Source organism: Schaalia sp. HMT-172 (genome assembly GCF_030644365.1).
Lineage (GTDB): Bacteria > Actinomycetota > Actinomycetes > Actinomycetales > Actinomycetaceae > Pauljensenia.
In genome coordinates this window covers 1,613,029-1,632,603 of record NZ_CP130058.1, presented here as the reverse complement: position 1 = coordinate 1,632,603, position 19,575 = coordinate 1,613,029, and the positions used below count along the sequence as shown (strand labels likewise).

Below are 19,575 nucleotides of genomic sequence, written 5' to 3'. Positions count from 1 at the left end.
TGACCAGCGTGGGGTCCTCACTGTGTGGTCACTCGCTACCACTCTTCCATGCCGGCGGGCAGGGGGCCGGCGTGCACGACGTGGACGTCGTGGGTGGCGCGCGTGAGCGCAACGAAGAGGTCGCCGGTCCCATCGCTCATGATCTCGCCGGGCTCCACCAGGATGACGGAGTCGAACTCGAGCCCCTTGGAGGCGTTGGCGGACAGGAGGGCGACGCGCTCGGACAGGGCGGTCTCGCCGTCGACGTCGGCGCCCCACGCCCGGGCGCGCTGCGCGCCGACGATGATGGCGATGCGCCCGCGCGAGGCACCGGCCTCGCGATCAAGGCGCTGCTCGGCCTCGCGCTGGGCATCGACGACGGCGCGCCACAGGGGGCTGTCGCGGCGCGACGAGGCCGGGGCCTCCTCGGGCGCGTCCGCGTGAGTCACGCGGTAGCAGCCCTCGACGTCGCGAACGGCGGTCATCGGGTAGAGGACGGGTGATCCTGCGCGCGCCACCACGCCCTCGGCAAGCGAGGTGAGGGTCGCGGGCGTGCGGTAGGACACGGTCAGCGCGTACTCGGCCGCGAAGGCGCGAGCAGCCGGCCCCAGAGCCTTCTCCCACGAGGGGGGCCGCGTGGAGCCCCGGCGCTGGTCGAGGTCGCCGACGACCGTGAAGGAACGCGAGGGACAGCGGCGCAGCAGGGCGCGCCAGGCCATGGGGGACAGCTCCTGTGCCTCGTCGACGACGATGTGGCCGTAGGCCCACGTGCGGTCCTTGGCTGCGCGCTCAGACAGGGGAGCCCACGACTCCTGCGCGGCGCTGTGCTCGGCGAGCATCTGGGCGGTGACGATGCCCCCGCCCAGGTTCTGTCCCTCGATGGCTGCGCGCGCCCGCTCAAGCTCTGCCGGATCCATTTCCTGGGAGGGAGCCGAGGAGGAGGGCATGGGCCCCAGCAGCTCCTCGCACTCGTCCAGGATCGGCACATCCGACACCGTCCAGAGCGCGGATCGCGGCCTCACGAGGAGCGCCAGCTCGTCGGGGCGCAAGGGAGACTTGGCGCGCCTGTTGGCCGCCGCCAGCACCTCGGGACGGGCATAGAGCCTGCGCAGCAGCGTCTGCGCGCTCGTCGGCATCCACGCCGTGTTGATCGCACGACGACAATCGATGGAGTCGCGAATCTCGATGAGCCACGAGCGCTTCACCTCCGGATCGACGCCGCCCTCGGAATCCGCATCCCCAGCCTCGCGCGCCAGGCGCAGCGCCAGCACGTCCATGAGCTCGCGCGCGAAAGACTCCCGCGCCACGTTGTGCGGCCGCCCCGAACGCTTGGCGCGCCTCCGGGCGCCCTCCACGTCCGCGCGCGTCAACGTCACCGTCCGGTTCCACACGCGCAGCTCCTGATCCTCCCGGGGGAGCTTCGCGAGCGCGCGCACCGCCTCCTTGACGATTGCCGCCCACGCCGGGAGCCCCTTGATCCGAGCCACGGCCTCGTCCTCGCTGGCCCGGGCATGCACGCCCGGAACCAGGTCGCCCACCGTCACCGACACGACGCCCGTCTCGCCCAGGGACGGCAGGACCTGCTCGATGTAGCGCAAAAACAAGCGAGAAGGACCAACGAGCAGCACGCCCGAGCGCTCCAGGCGCTCGCGGTGGGCGTACAGGAGATACGCAATGCGGTGCAGGGCGACCGCTGTCTTGCCGGTGCCCGGCCCGCCCTGGACGACCAGGAGACCCTTGTCAGAGGCGCGGATGATGCGATCCTGCTCGGACTGGATCGTGGCGACGATGTCACCCATGCGACCGTCGCGCGCCTCGCTGAGCGCATGCATGAGCGCGCCCTCGCCCTGCAGCTCCAGGCCGTGCGCGGCCGAGGCATCGAGCAGCTCGTCCTCCAGCCCCGTCACGCGCCGATCACGCGTCGAAATGTGGCGGCGACGCACGACCCCCTCCGGCTTGGCCGACGTCGCCTGATAGAAGGGACGCGCAGCTGGGGCACGCCAGTCGACGAGCAGGGGAGTCCCGTCATCATGGGACAGTGACAGGCGCCCGACGTGACGCGTCGACGAATCCACCATGTCGAGGCGGCCGAACACCAGGCGCTCCTCCACGCCCTCCAGGCGCGCGGCCATCTCACCCAAGTGCGCCGAGAGAGCCTCGCGCTCCGTCCACGCCTGCGCGTTGCCGACACCATGGGTCGAGTGAATGCGTCCCTGGCGCTCGCGGTAGGAGGCGCGCAGGGCATCCAGGCGCGCGTACGCGCTGTCGACAAACTCCTGTTCGGGCAACGGAAGATCCGTGAGTGAGTGCTGCTGCGCGCCCGTGGTCATGGGTCCTCCTCGATTTTGGTGGCCTTCTATTGTCCCTCACTTTTCGTCGCTGCGCTGTGAACAGCCGCAATTCGACTCGCGCGCTTCGCCCCAAGCTCAAATGGCGTTCCCGGGTGACGCGGCGGGTGCCTCGCGGGTACGTTAGACACGACGAAGAAGATCGAGCATGAGGAGGAGACGTGAGCATCAACGCGACCGACCTTTACGAGGATGGCCCCGCCGCGGGCGCAAAGGCCAAGATCCTCCTCATCCACTTCGACGGGGCGATCGACGCCGGTGGGGCCGGGCGCATGGCCATCGGGCAGATGCTGCGCTCGCTGCACAACGAGCGCGTCGCGACCTTTGACGCCGACGCGCTCGTGGACTACCGATCCCACCGGCCGATTATCACCGTCGAGGACTGGGTGTCCTCCCCGGACATGGTGATGCCCCAGACCGTTCTCGACCTGGTCGAGGACGATATGGGTAACCCGATCCTGGTCCTGCATGGCGCGGAACCGGACGCCCACTGGGAGTCTTTCACCAACGCGATCAGCGGCATCTGCGAGCGCGCGGGCGTCGAGATCACCTTCTCGTTGCACGGCGTTCCCTCCGGCGTCCCCCATACGCGCCCGACCCCCGTGCACGTGCAGGCGACCGACGCCTCCCTGCTGCCCGCGGGTGGGGCCACGATCGCGAACCACATGCAGTTCCCTGCGCCCCTGTCGACCTTCGTGCAGATCCGCATGGGGCAACGAGGCATGGGCGGGCTGGCGCTGCTGGGTGCCGTCCCGTTCTACATGGCCGACACCGGCTACCCGGCCGCATCCTCGGCGCTGCTCACCTCCTTCGCGAAGTTCGCGGACCTGTCCCTGCCCGTCGGCGACCTCGAACAGGGCGCCGCCCAAGACCAGGAGAACATCGAGAAGCTCGTCGAGAACAACCCCGAGATCGCCCACACCGTGAGCGCCCTCGAAGAGCACTTCGACGCGTGGAGCGGTGGGGATGGGGCTATTCCCCTGCCCGGCATGGGCCAGCCGCCTGCCGCGCGCGGAGAAGAGAAGGCCACCAAGGATATTGGCGACGTCATCGAGGCCTACCTCGCGCAGGTCTCGCGCGCCAAGGACGAGGAAATCCAGTCCGTCCAGCGCGCCCCTCGCGTCGATAACCCCGAGGAACCCCCCAAGCCCGACACCCTCGAAGACGTGCTCGCCCGCGTCGAGGCGCGCCGCAACGGCCAAGAGCCCGGGCCCTCCGCACCGCGCCACCGCGCCTGAGCGCGGCGCACGCCCGGCCTCGTCTGGGAGCGCCCGCCCGGCGTCGAACGGGAGCGAGACGGAGGGCAGGCCTCGTCAATGCGACGGGGGATAGCCGACCTGCTCATCCGTCAGGGGCGGGCACCCCGCCACCCAGCGCGTCAGCTCCCTCGGCCGCGTGATGCGCGCCGGAAGTGCGAGCGTGCGAAGAGCGCGATCGATCTCGTCCGCGTCGACGACGCCCTGATTGCAGGCGACGGCCACCACGTTGCCGCGGCGCCCACTTCGCCCCACCTTCGGATCCTGAATGGACGCCACGAAGGGGAAGACCTCCTGCAGCGCCGCCACGTCCTGGCGGGCGTTGGCCTCGCCCCCGTGCGCGCAATTGACCAGATAGACGCCCGAGGGGGCGAGAGCGCGGCGTGCCTGGCGGGCACACTCGAGCGTGCGCAGGTGCCCCGGCGTCACGCCCGCAGCGAAGGCGTCACGCACAATCACGTCGAAAGCCCCCTCGCGGGCCGCGTCCAGGACCGCGCGGCCATCCCCCACGCGAATCTTGACCTGCGGGGCCTTGGGAATCGGAAAATGCTCGCGCACCTGCGCGGCCAGCGCCCCGTCCACCTCCACGGCCACGTGCCGAGACTGGGGATACCGCGCCGACCACGCGCACGCCAGCGCGCACGCGGCGCCACCCACATGCAGCGCGCGAAATCGATCCCCCTCGCCCCGCGATGCGGCCACGACCGCGCTCATATGCTGCATGTACTCAAACTCCAGGTAGGTCGGGTCAGAGGTGTCCACCGCCGAGGACTCCACTCCATCGAGGAAGAGCGTGGCGCGCGGACCATCCCATCGTATGCGCGCGGAGCCGAAATCCGTCTCGAAGGAGATGTCGCGTGACGAAGATGAGCGTGCCATGGTTGACACTGTAACCGTGGGACCAAGACATCGGAGTCAGGAGGTGACATGTCAAACGCTCCCAGGGATGCGCGCGCGAAACGTGACTGGGGATCGGACGACTCCGCCACGCCGATCCTGCACGTGGACATGGACTCGTTTTTCGCCCAGGTCGAGATGCGCGAAGACCCCTCGCTCGTCGGCAGGCCCATCATCGTGGGCGGCACCTCCGGGCGCGGCGTCGTCACCTCCGCGACCTACGAGGCGCGCGCCCTGGGTGTGCGCGCAGGCATGCCCACCTCGCGCGCCCGCGCGCTGTGCCCCACGGCCGCGTTCATCCCCGGCAGCCACTCCCTGTACCGCCGCTACTCCCGCCAGGTCATGGAGATTCTCGCCACCGTGACCCCCGACCTCGAACAGGTCTCCATCGACGAGGCCTTCCTCGACGTGTCCGGTGCCCGGCGCCGCCTGGGGACTCCCACCCGCATCGCCCGCCTCATCCGCGCCCGCATCCGAGAGAGCGTGGGCTTGCCCGCCTCAGTGGGTATCGCCGCCACCAAGTCGGTCGCTAAGATCGCCTCCTCGCATGCCAAGCCTGACGGCCTCCTGCTCATCCCCGCACCAGCCACCGTCGACTTCTTGCACGGCCTGCCCGTCGGCGCACTGTGGGGAGTCGGCGGCAGGACTGGGGCCATCCTCGACCGCGAGGGTATTGACACGATCGGTGACCTCGCCCATGCCCCCGTTGCGCGCCTGTCCAAGCTGCTCGGCGTCGCCGCCGCCCACCATCTCCATGACCTCGCCTGGGGCATCGACCCACGCCCGGTCGCCGCCTCACGCTCCGAGAAGTCCGTCGGCATGGAACGTACCTTCGAGGAGGACGTGCGCTCGCGGGAGCTGATCGAGGAGTTCATCCTGGCTGCCGCTCACGACTGTGCGCGCAGGCTACGCGCCGGGGGAGTCGTCGGATGGACGGTCGGGATCAAGATGCGAGGCGCCGATTTTCACACGATCACACGCAGCGTGAGCCTGGTCGCTCCCACCGACACCGGGCGAGACATCGCTCGCGCTGCCCAGTCTTTGTTTGCCCGCGAGGACATGCCGATCGGGGGAGTGAGGCTTTTCGGCGTGCGCGTGGAGGGCTTGCAGTCGCGTTCCGGTGGCGTGGCCGTGACACTGGACCGGGACGAGCGCCCCGCAGCCTCCGAGCGTGCGATGGATCAGATTCGCTCCAAGTTCGGTGCCGGGGCCCTGGCGCCGGCCACCCTCTTGGGAAAGAAGGTCCCGGGGAGGCGTTCCTTTGGAGCGGAGGACGGACACCCCTCGGGCAGGTCCGACTCGTCCGAGGCCTCGGCCGGGTCTGCCGGTGATGCGCGCGGCGAGCAGGGGATGCTCCTGTGAGCCGGTTCGTCTCCCGAGCAAGGCACACGCTAAGCTTGTGAGCAGTTACCGTCCGAAAGGGGCACGCAATGGCTCTCACCGAGTATGAGAAGAAGGTCCTGGAGCAGATGGAGGCGTCCCTGCGCGAGGAGGACCCCGCGCTGGCCTCACAGATGTCCGCTCCTGCTGCCGCGGAGGAGTCCGAGCCCTCGAGCGGGCCGCGGGTGCCTCGACGCATCGCCCTCGGCTTTGGGGGAGCTGTCTTGGGCATGGTCGTCCTGGTCGCGGCCGTCTCTTTGGGGTACTCGGTCGTGTCGATCCTGCTCGGGGTCGTCGGTTTCGCGCTGACCGTCGCCGGCGTCCTGTTCGCGCTGTCCCGCCCGGGGGCGACGTCCTCGGAGGAGACGGGGCAGGCCGCCAGGCGGAAGAAGAGCAAGGAAAGCGGCGGCTGGGACTCTTTCATTCAGGATCAGGAACGACGCTGGGACGACCGGAAGAACGACGACTGACCTGACCGACTGCCGGGTTGAGGGGCGGGGGTGCGCGTGGGCGCGCCCCCGCTTCGGTGTCTGTGGGGGGCGATCTAGCCTCCCTGCCGCGCTTCCCACGGCGCGCCCCACCGTGCCCCACGGGGTTCCCCACTCTCCTCCCCGTTGCGAGGGGGGAATTGCATCAATAGGGATGCGACACGCCGGCGACACGCCGTAGCGATGCTTCTAATGGTGCAAAACCCCCCATCCGCCCCGGGCGCTCCCCACTCTCCTCCCCACGGGGTTCCCCACTCTCCTCCCCACGGCGCGCCCCACCGTGCCCCACGGGGTTCCCCACTCTCCTCCCCACCGCCCTCCACTGGTGGGGGAGCGGCGCCCGAGCGCGTCCCGGCCTCGTTGATAATCCGCGGAATATCAAGGAAATATCTCACGTGTGCGGCCCGGGATTGACGCCGGCGGGTTGTGAATGGCCCTCCTCGCACGCAGATTGTGTGCTAGATTTCCTCCACTTTTCTCCACGGCAATTTTTCATTGGAAACATGCCAAAAATGCCATAAGTATCGCGCGCCACGCCGCACGTTTCTCTGTAAATATGGGGCTTGGTGGGTTAAAGTGGGGGAAAGTTCCGAACAGGGGAGGGCGGTGACATGTTCCTCGGCACGTACGAGCCCAAGCTCGACGACAAAGGACGCATGTTCCTGCCCGCGCGCTTTCGCGAGGACATGGAGGGCGGGATCGTCCTCACTCGCGGCCAAGAGCACTGCGTGTACGCCTTCCCCGCCGCGGAATTCGAGAGCATGACCGCAGAGCTTCGCCGCGCACCCCTGTCCTCCAAACAGGCGCGCGACTGGATCCGCGTGATGCTCTCGGGGGCCTATAAGGAGATTCCGGACAAGCAGGGGCGTATCAGCGTCCCCGCGGACCTGCGCGCATACGCGGGGCTGGACCGTGAGCTCGCTGTCATCGGCGCGGGCTCGCGAGCCGAAATCTGGAACGCCTCGGCCTGGCGCGAATATCTCGCCGTCCAGGAAGAGGTCTTCTCCAATACAGCAGAAGAAATTATTCCCGGGATGTTCTGACCCGTACTCCGAGGTCTCCGCCCGCTGTTCCGACATCACTTCCCCGGTGGCGGAGCACGGTGGGGGACCTGGGTGGACGGGTCGGACACCGGTCGCGACGAACGACAAGGAGGTGTGGCATGGCGCATGCACTGGACTCGGTGCGCGATTCGTCGCGCCCCGCGGGCTCGGCCGACGAGGTCGACCTCGGTCGCCCCGCTGCCGAGCGCCACGTCCCCGTCCTCCTCGCCGAGTGCCTCGACATGCTCGCGCCCGCGATTGACGCCCCCGGAGCCGTCCTGGTGGACGCCACCTTGGGGATGGGCGGTCACACCGAGGGCGCGCTCGAGCGCTTCGACGAGCTGACCGTTATCGGTATCGACCGTGACCCGCAGGCTATCGCGCTTGCCTCCGCTCGCCTCCAACGATTCGGGAGCCGCTTCCGCGCGGTCCACACGACCTACGATCGCATTGACGAGGCCGTGGCCGAGCAGTGCGGTCGCGGCGCGCGCATCGACGGGGTCCTCATGGACCTGGGAGTGTCCTCCCTCCAGCTCGACGAAGCTGACCGGGGCTTCGCCTATTCGAAGGACGCGCCGCTCGACATGCGCATGGACGCGACCGCCGGACGCAGCGCCGCTGACCTCCTGGCCACCGCCTCGGAGGGGGAGCTCATCCGGATCCTGCGTACCTACGGCGAAGAGAAGTTTGCGCCCCGCATCGCGCGACTGATCATTCGCCGTAGGGACGACGCCCCCATCACGCGCACGGGCGAACTCGTGGACATCATCCGCGAGGCCATCCCCGCACCGGCGCGCCGCACCGGCGGCAACCCCGCAAAACGCACCTTCCAGGCGCTGCGCGTGGCCGTCAACGATGAGCTCACCATCTTGGAGCGCGCCCTGCCGCGCGCCCTGTCGTGCCTGAGGGTCGGAGGGCGCCTGGTGGTCGAGTCGTACCAGAGTCTCGAAGACCGACTAGTCAAAGACATCTTGCGCCGCGGTTCTACCAGCGCCGCGCCCCCCGGGTTGCCGATCATCCCAGACGAGATGGCCCCCAGCCTCAGACTGCTCACCAAGGGCGCGAATCGCGCCGACCGAGCCGAACAAGACCACAACCCCCGATCAGCTTCCGTGCGACTGCGCGGAGCGGAACTCATTGCCGAATGGAAGGATCTCTCATGAGTGCAGCAACTGCCAAGGCACGTCCTGCGGCCCGCCCTGAGCTGCGCCGTGAGGAGGTTCGCGAGCTTCGTATCGTCGAGGGGACTCGTCCGCGCCGCTCGGCCGTGGCCATCCTCATGCTCCTCGTCGCCGTCGCCCTGGCCTCCGTGCTCGCGTCGATGGTGCTCAACACCCGCATGGCTCAGACTTCCTTCGAGATTCGCGAGCAGCAGCTGGCGCTCAACGAGCTGGAAGCACAGTCGTGGACCATGCGCGCCGAACTGGACCGCAAGGCCTCGCCCGCGGAGCTCGAGAAGGCCGCGAAGGCCAACGGCATGGTCCCCGCTGGTACCTCGGGCTTCATCACGCTCGAGACGGGAACCGTTGAGGGCGGGACCCCCGCCAAGTAACGCGGAGCGTCATTCCTATGGATACCGTCTTCACACGCTCGCGCTGGATCCTGATTCTGATCATCGGGGCGCTGAGCCTGTGTGGCGTGCGCCTGGTCCAGCTCCAGATCATTGAGGGGCCATCCCTGGCTGCTCAGGGGCAGCGCGTGCGCACGTCGTCGACGTCGGTGGCCGCCGCGCGCGGCTCGATCGTCGATGCGACGGGCGTCGTCCTGGCGAATTCAATTCAGACCTACGACATCGCGGTCAACCAGGTGAACATTCGGTCCTACGTGCACCGCGACGACGACGGGAATGAGGTTGGGCGAGGCCCGGCTGAGGCCGCTCATCAGCTCGCCCCGCTGCTGGGCATGGATGAGGCGGTCCTCGGCGGCATGATGCTGGGTGAGTCGACCTACGTCTACATCAAGCGCAACGTCGATGCGGTCACCTACCGCGAGATCCGTAAGCTCGACATCTACGGCATCGAGTGGGAGTCGGTCTTCGAGCGCGAGTACCCGAACGGAAACGTGGCCGCCCCCGTCATTGGGACGGTGAACGCTGAGGGGCAGGGCTCCTCGGGCATGGAGGCCCAGTTCGACCAGCTGCTCACGGGTACGCCCGGAGCGCAGGCCTTCGAAATTGCTCCCAACGGCGCCGTCATGCCGGGCGGCAAGCGTACGACGGTGGAGCCGAAGAATGGCGGCTCCGTGGAGCTGACGCTGCATGCGGATCTGCAGCATCAGGTGCAGGATCTGTTAGACGCCCGCGTGGCCAAGCACCAGGCTGACTGGGGCGCGGTAGTCATCGAGGACGTCGCGACGGGCCACGTGTTGGTCATGGCCGACTCGAACTCGAAGGAGCCGGACAACGCGAATCCGCAGAAGGTGCACGCCGTGCAAGATACCTTCGAGCCCGGCTCGGTGGGCAAGCTCATCACGGTGGGCGCGGCTCTGAACCAGGGGACGATCACCCCCACGAGCGTCTTCCAGGTGCCTTATTCCCTCAATCTGCCCGATGCGGGGGGCCCGATCACGGACTTCCACGAGCATGGCGGGGAGACGCTGACGGCGACGGGTATCCTGGCCGAGTCCTCGAACACGGGCACCGTGCTGATCGGCCAGACGATGACGGACGACCAGCGCTATTCGATGATGCGTGCGTTTGGCTTCGGTCAGGAGACGGGCATCGAGCTGCCGGGCGAGTCCGCGGGTCTGCTGCGTAGTTCGGACCAGTGGCAGGGGCGTGACCGCTACGTGACGATGTTCGGCCAGGCCTACGCGATCACGGCGATTCAGGAGGCGTCGGCGCTCGCGACGATCGCGAACGGCGGCGTGCGTATTTCCCCGCATATCGTCAAGTCGTGGACGAACGCGGACGGGACGGTCGAGGTTCCCGAGGCGACCCAGCCGGTTCAGGTCATGGAGGCGGGTACGGCCTCGCAGCTGCTGACCATGATGGAGTCCGTCGTCGAGGACGACCTGGGTACTGCGGGCGCCTCGAAGGTTCCCGGCTACCGAGTGGGCGTGAAGACGGGCACCGCGGAGACGGTCATCGACGGGGCCTCGGGTCTGGTCTCGACGACGGCCGGCATCATTCCGGTGGACGCGCCGCGCCTGGCGATCGCCGTGATTCTCTACAATCCAAGAGTGGCGTCGGTCTCATCCGACTCGTCGGCGCCGCTGTTCGGCGACGTCGCGCGTACCGCGGTGGGCAACCTGGGTATCCCGGCGTCCTCTGGGTCCGCTAATCTGTACCCGACGACTCCGTGAGTCTGAAGGAGAAGAGAAACATGCAGACATCAGCTCAATGGATCGCTGACGCGGTTTCTGGTCGCCTCGTGGGCGCCGACGTCACTGTGACCGGACCGGTGGTGACCGACTCTCGTGAAGCGCAGGCGGGGTCGCTGTACGTCGCGCGGCGCGGCGAGAGTGCCGACGGGCACGCCTTCGTGGCGGGCGCGGCCACGCGCGGCGCGGTCGCGGTGATCGTGGAGCATGAGGTCGACGAGGCCGTGGCGCAGATCGTCGTGACGGATTCGACGGAGGCGCTGGGTGCTCTCGCGCGTGCGCACGTCGAGGCACTGCGTGGCCGCGGGACGCTGGATGTCATCGCGATGACGGGGTCCGTGGGCAAGACGACGACGAAGGACCTGCTCTTCCAGATCATGAGCGCGGATGGTCCGACAGTGGCGCCCAAGCTCTCCTTCAACAACGAGGTCGGGCTGCCCCTGACGGCTCTGCTGGCGGACGAGTCCACGCGCCACCTGGTGCTCGAGATGGGGGCCTCCGGCCCCGGCCACATCACCTACCTGACAAATATCGTCGCCCCCGACGTGGCCATTGAGCTGTGCGTGGGCCACGCCCACGTGGGCGGTTTCGGCGGCTTTGAGGGCGTCGCGCGGGCGAAGGCCGAGCTGATTAAGGGGACCCGCCCGGGAGGTCCCGTTATCCTCAACATGGACGATCCCAATGTCGAGGCGATGGCGCCCCTGGCCAGCGGCAAGGTCATCCGATTCTCCGCGTCGGGCAACCCGCTTGCCGACGTGCGCGCGCTGGACGTGAGCGTCGACGCCGCGGACCGCGCGCATTTCACGCTCGTCACGTCTGCGGGCAGCGCGGATATTTCCCTGAAAATCGTCGGCCGTCACCACGTCGCGAACGCGCTGGCCGCCGCCGCGGGTGCTCTCACCCTGGGCGTCGATCTGGCGACTGTCGCGCGGGTCCTGTCCAGTGCTCGCGCGCTCAGCCCCCACCGGATGGACGTTCACGAGCTCGTCGTAGGGGGCCGGGAGCTCACGCTTATTGACGACTCCTACAACGCGAACCTTGACTCGATGCGCGCGGGTATCGCCGCGCTGGCGTCGATCGGTCAAGGCAGGCCAACGGTCGCCGTCCTCGGAGAGATGCTCGAACTGGGGGAGGACTCCCGGTCGCTGCACGAGCAGGTCGGCGAGATGATCGAGGAGGCAGGCGTGGACGTGCTCGTCGGCCTGGGCGCGAACGCTCACTACTATCTCGAGGGAGCCAGCGGTGTACCCCACCGCGAGGTCGCGTCGGATCCTTCCGACGCCGCCCGCTTGGCTCTTCAATTCGCCGGCGACGGAGCAGTCGTCCTGGTGAAGGGTTCCTTTGGTTCACATTCGTGGCAGGTGGCTGACATCCTGCGGGAGAAGGGAATGACCCGGTGATTGGTCTTATCGCTGCGTTCATCATCGCGATGGCGCTGTCCGTGATGGGCACACCGCTGCTCATCCGTTTTCTGGTGCTGCACCAGTACGGTCAGTTCATCCGTCAGGATGGGCCGACTCAGCACCTGACGAAGCGCGGAACCCCCACGATGGGTGGCGTCGTCATCATCCTGGCGACCATTGTCGCCTGGCTGATCGGCTCCTTCGTCGCGGGGGCTGGTCCCTCGTGGTCGGGTCTTCTCCTGGTTTTCCTGTTCGCGGGGCTCGGCGTTATCGGCCTGCTCGATGACGGCATTAAAATTATGAGGCAGCGTTCTCTGGGCCTGCATCCGTCGGGCAAGATTATCGGCCAGGTGCTGATTGCCTCCGCTTTCGCGCTGGGCACCCTCATCTTGCCGAACGAATACGGTGAGTACCCCGGAACGCTTGCGATCTCCTTCGCGCGTCCGACCGCGGTGACGCTCGGCTTCGCGGGGCTCGCTCTCGGTGTCATCCTGTACCTTATCTGGACGAACCTCATCGTGACGGCCTGGTCGAACGCAACCAACCTGACGGACGGCCTGGACGGCCTGGCGACGGGCGTGTCCATCTTCGTCTTCGGCGCATACACGTTCATCGCCTACTTCCAGCGTATTCAGTCCTGCACGCAGCTGGGGGCTAACCCGGCGAATTGCTACTCGACCCGCGACCCGCTTGACCTGGCGATTTTCTGTGCCGCCCTCATCGGCGCCCTGGCGGGCTTCCTGTGGTGGAACGCGTCGCCCGCCCAGATCTTCATGGGTGACACCGGCGCGCTCGCCCTGGGTGGTGCCGTCGCCGGCCTGTCTATCCTCACCCAGACCCAGCTGCTCGCGATCATCGTTGGTGGCCTCTTCGTCGCGGTTGTCCTCTCCGACGTGATCCAGATCAGCGTGTTCAAGGCGACGGGCAAGCGAGTCTTCCGCATGGCTCCGCTGCATCATCACTTCGAGCTGTTGGGCTGGAAGGAAGTCACGATCGTCATCCGCTTCTGGTTGATCGCCGCTATCGTCGCGGTCGCTGGAGCGGGCGTCTTCTACGCGGAGTGGGTGTACGCGCGATGAACCGCAGCGCTGCCGTCATCGGTTGGGGTAAGTCCGGCCAGGGAGCCGCGGGCGCCTTGCTTGCCCGCGACTGGAGTGTTCGCGCCTACGCGTCGCGGGCCACCGACTCTCTTTCCTTCGACGACGTCGCGGGCGTGCCCGTCCACGTCGAGGAGGACGCGAACGCACTGTCGGCCGCGGTGATCGACGCCCGCCCCGACCTCGTCGTTGTCTCTCCGGGGATCCCCGCGCATCACCCGATCTTCTCCGCGTGCGAGCAGGCGGGCATTGACCTGTGGGGTGAGGTGGAGCTCGCCTGGCGCCTCCAGGAGGAAGGCCCCCACGCGGGGCGCCCGTGGCTGACGGTGACCGGAACGAATGGCAAGACCACGACCGTCGGTATGCTCGGGCAGATCCTGCGCGCTTCGGGCGTCAAAGCCGAAGAGGTGGGCAACATCGGTACGCCGATCACGCGCGCGATCGACTCTGACGCCGAGGTGTTCGCGGTTGAGCTTTCCAGCTTCCAGCTGCACACGGCGCGCACGGTGCGTCCGCTCGCCTCCGTGTGCCTGAACGTGGACGCGGATCACCTGGACTGGCACGGCAGCGTGGAGGCCTACGCGGCCGATAAGGCGCGCGTCTACGAGAACACGGTGCGCGCCTGCGTGTACCCGGCTGCCGACCGGCGCGTCGAGGCCATGGTGGAGAACGCGGACGTCGTGGAGGGTGCACGGGCTATCGGCCTGACGCTCGGGGCGCCGAGCGTCTCGCAGTTCGGCATTGTTGAGGGACTGCTGGTGGATCGCGCTTTCGTCGATGATCGGGCGCGCCACGCCCTGGCCCTCGCCCACGTTTCTGACCTGTCTGAGGCGTTCGGCCCCCACCCCTCGCCCGCCGTTCTCTCCGACGCGCTGGCCGCCGCCGCGCTGGCGCGCGCCTACGGCGTGGAGCCTGAGGCCGTGGAGGCGGGTCTTCGTTCCTTCCGTCCCGCCGGGCACCGACGCGCCGTCGTCGCCCGCGCCGCGGACCTGACCTGGATCGACGACTCGAAGGCAACCAACGCGCACGCGGCCCGAGCCTCCCTGTCGGGGCTGCCCCCGCGCAGCGCGATCTGGATCGTCGGCGGTGACGCCAAGGGGCAGGACTTCACGGAGCTTATCAGCCAGGTTGAGCCGGTCCTGCGCGGCGTCGTCGTCATCGGCGCGGATCGTCGGGCCCTCGTGGCGGCCCTGGCGAGCGGCGCGCCCGGGGTGCCCGTCGTCGAGGTCGATGGCCACCAGGACTGGATGTTCTCGGTCGTCAACGAGGCCGTGGCCCTGTCGCGTCCGGGTGACACCGTCGTGCTCGCCCCGGCGTGCGCGTCTTGGGACCAGTTCGACAACTACGGCCAGCGCGGCGACGTGTTCGCCGAGGCTGTGCACCGCCTGGCTGCCGGGTGGGGGAGCGCCGGTGGCGACGAATAAGCGCGGCTGGCATATCCCGACCGTGACCCTGCCCCGGATTCGCTTCGGGTCGGGGCGTGAGCGTGAAGACAACCCGGTGACGACCTATTACCTGGTCGTGATCCCGGCTCTCATGCTGTCTCTGTTTGGCTTGGTCATGGGCTTTTCCGCTCAGACAGTCACGTCGATTGCCCAGGGGGAGAACCCCTATACGGCGTATGCGCGCCCGCTGGCGATCATCCTCGTCTCGCTGTTAATCGCGACCGGCGTGCAGCTGGTGCCCCAGCGGTGGCTGATGCGCCTGGCGGCACCCATGTTCATCGGGGCGCTTGCGTTCCAGTCGCTGGTTCTGAGCCCCCTGGGCCGCTCGGAGGGCGGCAACGCGAACTGGGTGAAGCTCGGCCCGGTGATGGCCCAGCCGTCGGAGTTCTTGAAGCTCGCGCTCGTCGTGTTTTTGGCATTCATGGTCTCCAAGTCGGCCGCGAAGCGTTCCGATATTAAGACGATGAGTGTTGCGGTGGGCCTGCCGGTCCTGGTGGCTCTCGGAGCGGTCATGTTGGGGCGCGACATGGGCACGGCGATGGTTGTTGCGATGGGTGCGCTCGGAGCCGTGTGGGTTGCGGGCCTGCCCAAGCGCTGGTTCGGCGGGCTTGTCATGGTTGCGGTGCCGACTTTGGTGCTGCTCGTGTTGTCGAATCCGACGCGTATCCGGCGCATCCTGGCGGTTCTGCCGGGCACCTCGAAGGGGCCGGATGAGTCCGCGCCGGAGCAGATCGACCACTCGCTGTGGGCGCTGGGCTCGGGTGGGCTCACGGGCCTGGGGCCGGGCGCGTCGCGTGAGAAGTGGAACTACTTGCAGGCCGCGCACACGGACTTCATTTTCGCGATCGTCGGCGAGGAGTTCGGTTTGCTTGGCACTTTCGCGGTGCTCCTGTGCTTGGGGCTGCTCGTGTGGGGCATGTTCCGCGTGGCGCGTGAGTCCTCGGATCTTTTCGTCATTATCGCCGCGTCGGGTGTGGGCACGTGGATCGGTGTGCAGACGGTCATTAACGTGCTGTCGGTGACCGGCGTTGGCCCGGTTATCGGCGTGCCCTTGCCGCTCGTGTCTTACGGCGGCTCGTCGTTCCTGTTCACGATCACGTCGGTGGCGGTCGTGGCGTCCTTCGCGCGTGCGCGTGCGGGGATGCGGATGATTGGGAGGCCGGACGAGGCCTCGGCTGGTCGGGACCCGCGGGTGGCGCCCCGCAGGCGCTCCGCTCGCTAAACTGAAGGTCAGGCACTCGCGTTAAGGAGACGCTTATGGTCAAGGTTGTGATGGCTGGCGGCGGGACCGCCGGCCACGTGAATCCTCTTTTGGCGACGGCCGCGCAGCTGCGCGAGAGCGGCGCCGAGGTGGTCGTGTTGGGGACGAAGGCTGGTCTTGAGGCCGATTTGGTTCCCGCCGCGGGTTTCCCGCTGGTGGAGATTCCTCGTGTTCCTCTGCCGAGGCGTCCCTCTCTGGCGTTTTTTACGTTGCCCTCTCGCTTCGCGGATGCGGTGAAGCGTTGCGCGCAGGCTCTGCAGGGTGCCGATGTACTCGTGGGTTTCGGCGGCTACGTCTCGACTCCGGCCTACATCGCAGCATCGCGCGCGGGTGTGCCGATCGTCATCCACGAGCAGAACGCTCGCCCGGGCTTGGCCAATAAGGTGGGTGCGCGCCACGCCGCCGTCGTTGCTTTGACGTTCCCCTCGTCGCCGCTGGCGGCAAAGAGCGGGGAGACGGTCGTGACCGGTCTGCCCCTGCGGGCGGCGATCGCGGATCTGGCGAGCCGTCGCGCGGACGCGGAGGGGGCCAAGCTGGCGCGCCGCGAGGCAGCCGAGCGCCTGGGCGTGGACGGCGACGCCCCGACGCTGCTGGTGACGGGCGGATCCCTGGGGGCCTTGCACGTCAACGAGTCGATGACGGGCGCGGCGGATGCGCTGCCCGAGGGCGCCCAGGTCGTGCACCTGACGGGCCGCGGCAAGGACGAGCCGGTGAGGGAGGCCGTCGAGGCCGCCGGTCTGGCGGATCGCTGGCACGTCATTGATTACCTGACGACGATGGAGGACGCGCTGGCCGTCGCGGATCTCGTCGTGTGTCGCTCGGGTGCTGGAACGGTCGCCGAGATGGAGGCCCTGGGCTTGCCGTGCATCTACGTGCCTCTGCCGATCGGCAACGGCGAGCAGCGCCTGAACGCGGCCGATCATGTCGCCGCCGGTGGCGCGCAGCTGATCGACGACAAGGACTTTACCGCCGAGTTCGTGCGCCGCAACGTGTTCCCGTTGCTGGGGTCGACGCGTCTGGCGGATATGGCGGCTGCGTCGCAGTCGCTGGGGCGTGCGGGAGCGGCCCGCGCACTGGCTGATCTGGCTTTGGCGCAGGTGAAGGAGGGCGGCCATGAGTGAGCCGACGCTTGAGGATCGTTTCCATCTGATTGGCATCGGTGGTGCCGGCATGAGCGTTGTCGCGGAGCTGTTGGCCTCGCGTGGCGCGACCGTGGAGGGGTCGGACCGCGAGGACTCCGCCGTGCTCGAGCACCTGCGCTCCGTCGGGGTGCGCGTCTTTGTTGGGCACGAGGCCTCGCATGTGGACCCGGCATCGGTGGTTGTGGTGTCGACGGCGATCCGCGAGGACAACCCGGAGCTGGCGATCGCACGGACGCGCGGTCAGCTGGTGATTCACCGCTCCCAGGCGCTGGCTCTGGCGGCGACGGGTATGCGTTTCGTGGGCGTGGCCGGGGCGCACGGTAAGACCTCGACCTCGGGCATGCTGGCGATCGCGTTGGCGGCGTGCGGGCTGGACCCGTCGGTGGCTGTGGGCGGCGTGCTGCCCCAGCTGGGCACGGGCGCGCACCTGGGCGGCGGAGACGTCTTCGTCGCCGAGGCCGACGAGTCGGATGGCTCGTTCCTGAACTATTCCCCGGCTATTGAGATCGTGACAAACGTGGAGCCCGATCATCTGGATCGCTACCATTCGCGCGAGGAGTTCGAACATATTTTCGTTGAGTTTGCCAGGCGCTTGGTGCCCGGCGGGCTGCTGGTGACGTGCGGGGAGGATGAGGGCGCTGTGCGCCTGGCCGCCGCGGCGCGCGCGCAGGGTTTGCGGGTCGTGACCTACGGGCGCCCGGAGCGCTCGCTGTGCGAGGTGGATGTCGAGATTTCCGATGTGCAGGTGAAGGCACATGGGGCAACGGCGCGCCTGGCGTGGGGGGAGCGTCATGCCGAGCTGGTCATGTCCGTGCCCGGTGAACACAATGTACTGAACGCGGCGGGGGCCTGGGTGGCGGGCATCGAGTGCGGACTGGAACCGCAGGCCGTCGCGGATGGGTTGGGTCGCTTCACGGGGGCGGCGCGTCGCTTCGAGGCGCGTGGCCAGGTGGGCAGCCGCCGGCTGTTCGACGATTATGCGCATCACCCGACGGAGGTGGAGGCAGCGATCCGAGAGGCTCGCGTCGTCGCCGATGGGGCGCCGGTGACGGTCGTTTTCCAGCCGCACCTGTACTCGCGCACCCGCATCTTTGCCGAGCGTTTCGCGCACGCTCTAGCCGGCGCGGACCACGTCGTCCTGGCGGGGATCTACGGCGCCCGCGAGGATCCGGAGCCGGGCGTGGATTCGACGCTGATTTCGTCGCGCGTTCCCGGCGCCTCCTACGTGGAGGACATGCACGAGGCAGCGCGCCTGGCGGCGTCTGTGACCCCCGAGGGTGGCGTTTGTGTCACGATGGGCGCGGGTTCGATCACGCGCTGCGGGGATGACGTCCTGGAAGAGTGGAAGCGGATGGAGGCATGAGGCCTCCCTCCCCGAGGCGTCCGGGCGGACGCCACGACCGGTCCCGAGCGGCGTCGAACGCGTCCGGGAAGGTGTCCGACGAGGCCGTGGAAGCCTCGTCGGGACAGGGGTTGTCTTCGGAGGGTGACCAGGCGCGCGGTGAGGCTTCTCAGCGCCGGTCCTCGCCTCGCTCGCGCGAGCGTGGCTCGCGCGAGGCGCGCTCGGATCGACAGGCGCGCGGTGAGGGCGGCGAGGAGGCCTCGTCCGCGGTTGTGCGTCGGAGCGCGCGAGGAACCGTGGCGACTCCGATCGCGGCCGCGGATGCCGCCGCGCTGTTGGGCGGCGAGGAGACGACGGACCTGGGGGATCGGCTGCGCGAGCGCGCGCGTGCGCGACGCATGCTCCTTCTTCGTCGCGTGGCGATTGCCGTGTTGACGGTGGCGATCGTGGGTGGTGCCGCGTGGGTGGCGTTTTTCTCGCCCCTGTTCGCCCTGTCGACGTCCGCCATTCAGGTATCTGGCGAGGATGGGACGCTTGCAACTGACGAGTCGGTGCGTTCCTCGGTGGCCGCGTTCGAGGGGGTGCCGCTGACGCGCCTGAACACGCAGGAGGTCGCGCGCGCCGTCGAATCGAACGTCGCCGTGAAGTCGGCGTCGGTGTCTCGCCGCTGGCCGACGAGCCTGACGGTCTCGGTCACGATGCGCACGGGCATGGCCGTCGAGGCTGCCTCGGGCGGCTATTGGCTGGTGGACGATCAGGGTGTGGCGTTCCAGCAGCTCAGTGGCGCGGGTACCTATCCGCTCGTGACGCTGCCGGATGATCGGACGACGGGGGCCTCCGATGTCGCTTCTGTTCTCGGTGCGCTCGATGAGTCGACTCGCTCCCAGGTCTCGGCGATCACCGCAACCGGGACGCAGGTGACTTTCACGCTGCGCGGGGGCCAGAGTGTCAAGTGGGGGACCAACGCCGACGCGCCTCAAAAGGCGCGGGTGCTGGCCACGTTGTTGGCGAATGTCCAGGCGAGCACATACGACGTGTCGTCTCCGAATCACCCTGTGACCAGTTAAGTCTTCTTCTTTGTCCGCGTGTTGGCTTGAACGATCGCGCGCGGACCCCTAATTTCTTTCCGACACGAAGCACGTTCAACATCAACCTTCAACTAGAGGTTGAGGG

The 19,575-nt window shown here is 68.1% G+C and carries 16 protein-coding genes; 14 read left to right on the top strand and 2 right to left on the bottom strand.

All coding sequences use genetic code 11. From position 1 onward, the window contains the following. Positions 1-35: 35 nt before the first annotated feature. A complete protein-coding gene (locus QU663_RS06840; RefSeq protein WP_296491245.1) occupies positions 36-2,309 on the bottom strand; it encodes an AAA family ATPase in 2,274 nt (757 codons plus the stop codon). A 179-nt stretch (positions 2,310-2,488) separates the two neighbouring features. Between QU663_RS06840 and QU663_RS06835 the strand changes: the two genes are divergently transcribed. Next, positions 2,489-3,565: a PAC2 family protein gene (locus tag QU663_RS06835; protein ID WP_021612577.1), complete on the top strand. Its 1,077-nt coding sequence runs from the start codon at positions 2,489-2,491 to the stop codon at positions 3,563-3,565. Between the two features lie 75 nt (positions 3,566-3,640). Here QU663_RS06835 and QU663_RS06830 read toward each other — a convergent pair whose 3' ends face one another. After that, the gene (locus QU663_RS06830; protein WP_009059498.1) at positions 3,641-4,462 is read right to left on the bottom strand and encodes a spermidine synthase; all 822 of its coding nucleotides are present in this window, start codon (positions 4,460-4,462) and stop codon (positions 3,641-3,643) included. A 48-nt stretch (positions 4,463-4,510) separates the two neighbouring features. On the opposite strand from QU663_RS06830, the gene dinB reads away from it, so the two are divergent. The 13 genes from dinB (at position 4,511) to QU663_RS06765 (ending at position 19,469) form a co-directional block, all read left to right on the top strand. Further along, on the top strand, positions 4,511-5,842 hold the full coding sequence (gene dinB, locus QU663_RS06825) for a DNA polymerase IV (protein ID WP_021612578.1): 1,332 nt from the start codon (positions 4,511-4,513) through the stop codon (positions 5,840-5,842). Between the two features lie 68 nt (positions 5,843-5,910). After that, entirely contained in the window at positions 5,911-6,330 is a 420-nt protein-coding gene (locus QU663_RS06820; protein WP_021612579.1) for a DUF3040 domain-containing protein, read from the top strand. Between the two features lie 629 nt (positions 6,331-6,959). Next, positions 6,960-7,391 (top strand): division/cell wall cluster transcriptional repressor MraZ, encoded by a 432-nt coding sequence (mraZ, locus tag QU663_RS06815; RefSeq protein ID WP_009056606.1) that lies wholly within the window; start codon positions 6,960-6,962, stop codon positions 7,389-7,391. Between the two features lie 119 nt (positions 7,392-7,510). After that, positions 7,511-8,554, top strand: a complete 1,044-nt coding sequence (gene rsmH, locus QU663_RS06810; protein WP_021612580.1) for a 16S rRNA (cytosine(1402)-N(4))-methyltransferase RsmH — start codon at positions 7,511-7,513, stop codon at positions 8,552-8,554. Further along, a complete protein-coding gene (locus QU663_RS06805) occupies positions 8,551-8,943 on the top strand; it encodes a membrane protein (protein ID WP_009056622.1) in 393 nt (130 codons plus the stop codon). The genes rsmH and QU663_RS06805 overlap by 4 nt, the downstream gene beginning before the upstream one ends. A 17-nt stretch (positions 8,944-8,960) precedes the next feature. After that, entirely contained in the window at positions 8,961-10,694 is a 1,734-nt protein-coding gene (locus tag QU663_RS06800) for a penicillin-binding protein 2 (RefSeq protein ID WP_021612581.1), read from the top strand. 20 nt (positions 10,695-10,714) lie between these two features. Next, the gene (gene murF / locus QU663_RS06795; RefSeq protein WP_034482085.1) at positions 10,715-12,112 is read left to right on the top strand and encodes a UDP-N-acetylmuramoyl-tripeptide--D-alanyl-D-alanine ligase; all 1,398 of its coding nucleotides are present in this window, start codon (positions 10,715-10,717) and stop codon (positions 12,110-12,112) included. Continuing rightward, positions 12,109-13,194, top strand: coding sequence for a phospho-N-acetylmuramoyl-pentapeptide-transferase (gene mraY, locus QU663_RS06790; protein WP_021612583.1), 1,086 nt, complete (start codon positions 12,109-12,111; stop codon positions 13,192-13,194). Before murF ends, mraY begins: the two co-directional genes overlap by 4 nt. Then, entirely contained in the window at positions 13,191-14,636 is a 1,446-nt protein-coding gene (murD, locus tag QU663_RS06785; protein ID WP_021612584.1) for a UDP-N-acetylmuramoyl-L-alanine--D-glutamate ligase, read from the top strand. The genes mraY and murD overlap by 4 nt, the downstream gene beginning before the upstream one ends. Then, positions 14,623-15,879, top strand: a complete 1,257-nt coding sequence (locus QU663_RS06780) for an FtsW/RodA/SpoVE family cell cycle protein (RefSeq protein ID WP_021612585.1) — start codon at positions 14,623-14,625, stop codon at positions 15,877-15,879. Before murD ends, QU663_RS06780 begins: the two co-directional genes overlap by 14 nt. A gap of 35 nt (positions 15,880-15,914) precedes the next feature. Then, entirely contained in the window at positions 15,915-17,039 is a 1,125-nt protein-coding gene (murG, locus tag QU663_RS06775) for an undecaprenyldiphospho-muramoylpentapeptide beta-N-acetylglucosaminyltransferase (protein WP_009056621.1), read from the top strand. Beyond that, complete coding sequence (murC, locus tag QU663_RS06770; RefSeq protein WP_021612586.1) at positions 17,032-18,423, top strand: UDP-N-acetylmuramate--L-alanine ligase; 1,392 nt, start codon at positions 17,032-17,034, stop codon at positions 18,421-18,423. Before murG ends, murC begins: the two co-directional genes overlap by 8 nt. After that, a complete protein-coding gene (locus QU663_RS06765; RefSeq protein ID WP_198010235.1) occupies positions 18,420-19,469 on the top strand; it encodes a cell division protein FtsQ/DivIB in 1,050 nt (349 codons plus the stop codon). Before murC ends, QU663_RS06765 begins: the two co-directional genes overlap by 4 nt. Positions 19,470-19,575 lie beyond the last annotated feature (106 nt).

What these genes read in the sequence shown, in the direction of transcription:
- QU663_RS06765 (WP_198010235.1), top strand. Translation starts at nt 18,420, where the DNA reads ATGAGGCCTCCCTCCCCGAGGCGTCCGGGCGGACGCCACGACCGGTCC.
- QU663_RS06800 (WP_021612581.1), top strand. Translation starts at nt 8,961, where the DNA reads ATGGATACCGTCTTCACACGCTCGCGCTGGATCCTGATTCTGATCATC.
- QU663_RS06830 (WP_009059498.1), bottom strand. Translation starts at nt 4,462, where the DNA reads ATGGCACGCTCATCTTCGTCACGCGACATCTCCTTCGAGACGGATTTC.
- murG (WP_009056621.1), top strand. Translation starts at nt 15,915, where the DNA reads ATGGTCAAGGTTGTGATGGCTGGCGGCGGGACCGCCGGCCACGTGAAT.
- murC (WP_021612586.1), top strand. Translation starts at nt 17,032, where the DNA reads ATGAGTGAGCCGACGCTTGAGGATCGTTTCCATCTGATTGGCATCGGT.
- murF (WP_034482085.1), top strand. Translation starts at nt 10,715, where the DNA reads ATGCAGACATCAGCTCAATGGATCGCTGACGCGGTTTCTGGTCGCCTC.
- murD (WP_021612584.1), top strand. Translation starts at nt 13,191, where the DNA reads ATGAACCGCAGCGCTGCCGTCATCGGTTGGGGTAAGTCCGGCCAGGGA.
- dinB (WP_021612578.1), top strand. Translation starts at nt 4,511, where the DNA reads ATGTCAAACGCTCCCAGGGATGCGCGCGCGAAACGTGACTGGGGATCG.
- QU663_RS06805 (WP_009056622.1), top strand. Translation starts at nt 8,551, where the DNA reads ATGAGTGCAGCAACTGCCAAGGCACGTCCTGCGGCCCGCCCTGAGCTG.
- QU663_RS06840 (WP_296491245.1), bottom strand. Translation starts at nt 2,309, where the DNA reads ATGACCACGGGCGCGCAGCAGCACTCACTCACGGATCTTCCGTTGCCC.
- QU663_RS06820 (WP_021612579.1), top strand. Translation starts at nt 5,911, where the DNA reads ATGGCTCTCACCGAGTATGAGAAGAAGGTCCTGGAGCAGATGGAGGCG.
- rsmH (WP_021612580.1), top strand. Translation starts at nt 7,511, where the DNA reads ATGGCGCATGCACTGGACTCGGTGCGCGATTCGTCGCGCCCCGCGGGC.
- mraZ (WP_009056606.1), top strand. Translation starts at nt 6,960, where the DNA reads ATGTTCCTCGGCACGTACGAGCCCAAGCTCGACGACAAAGGACGCATG.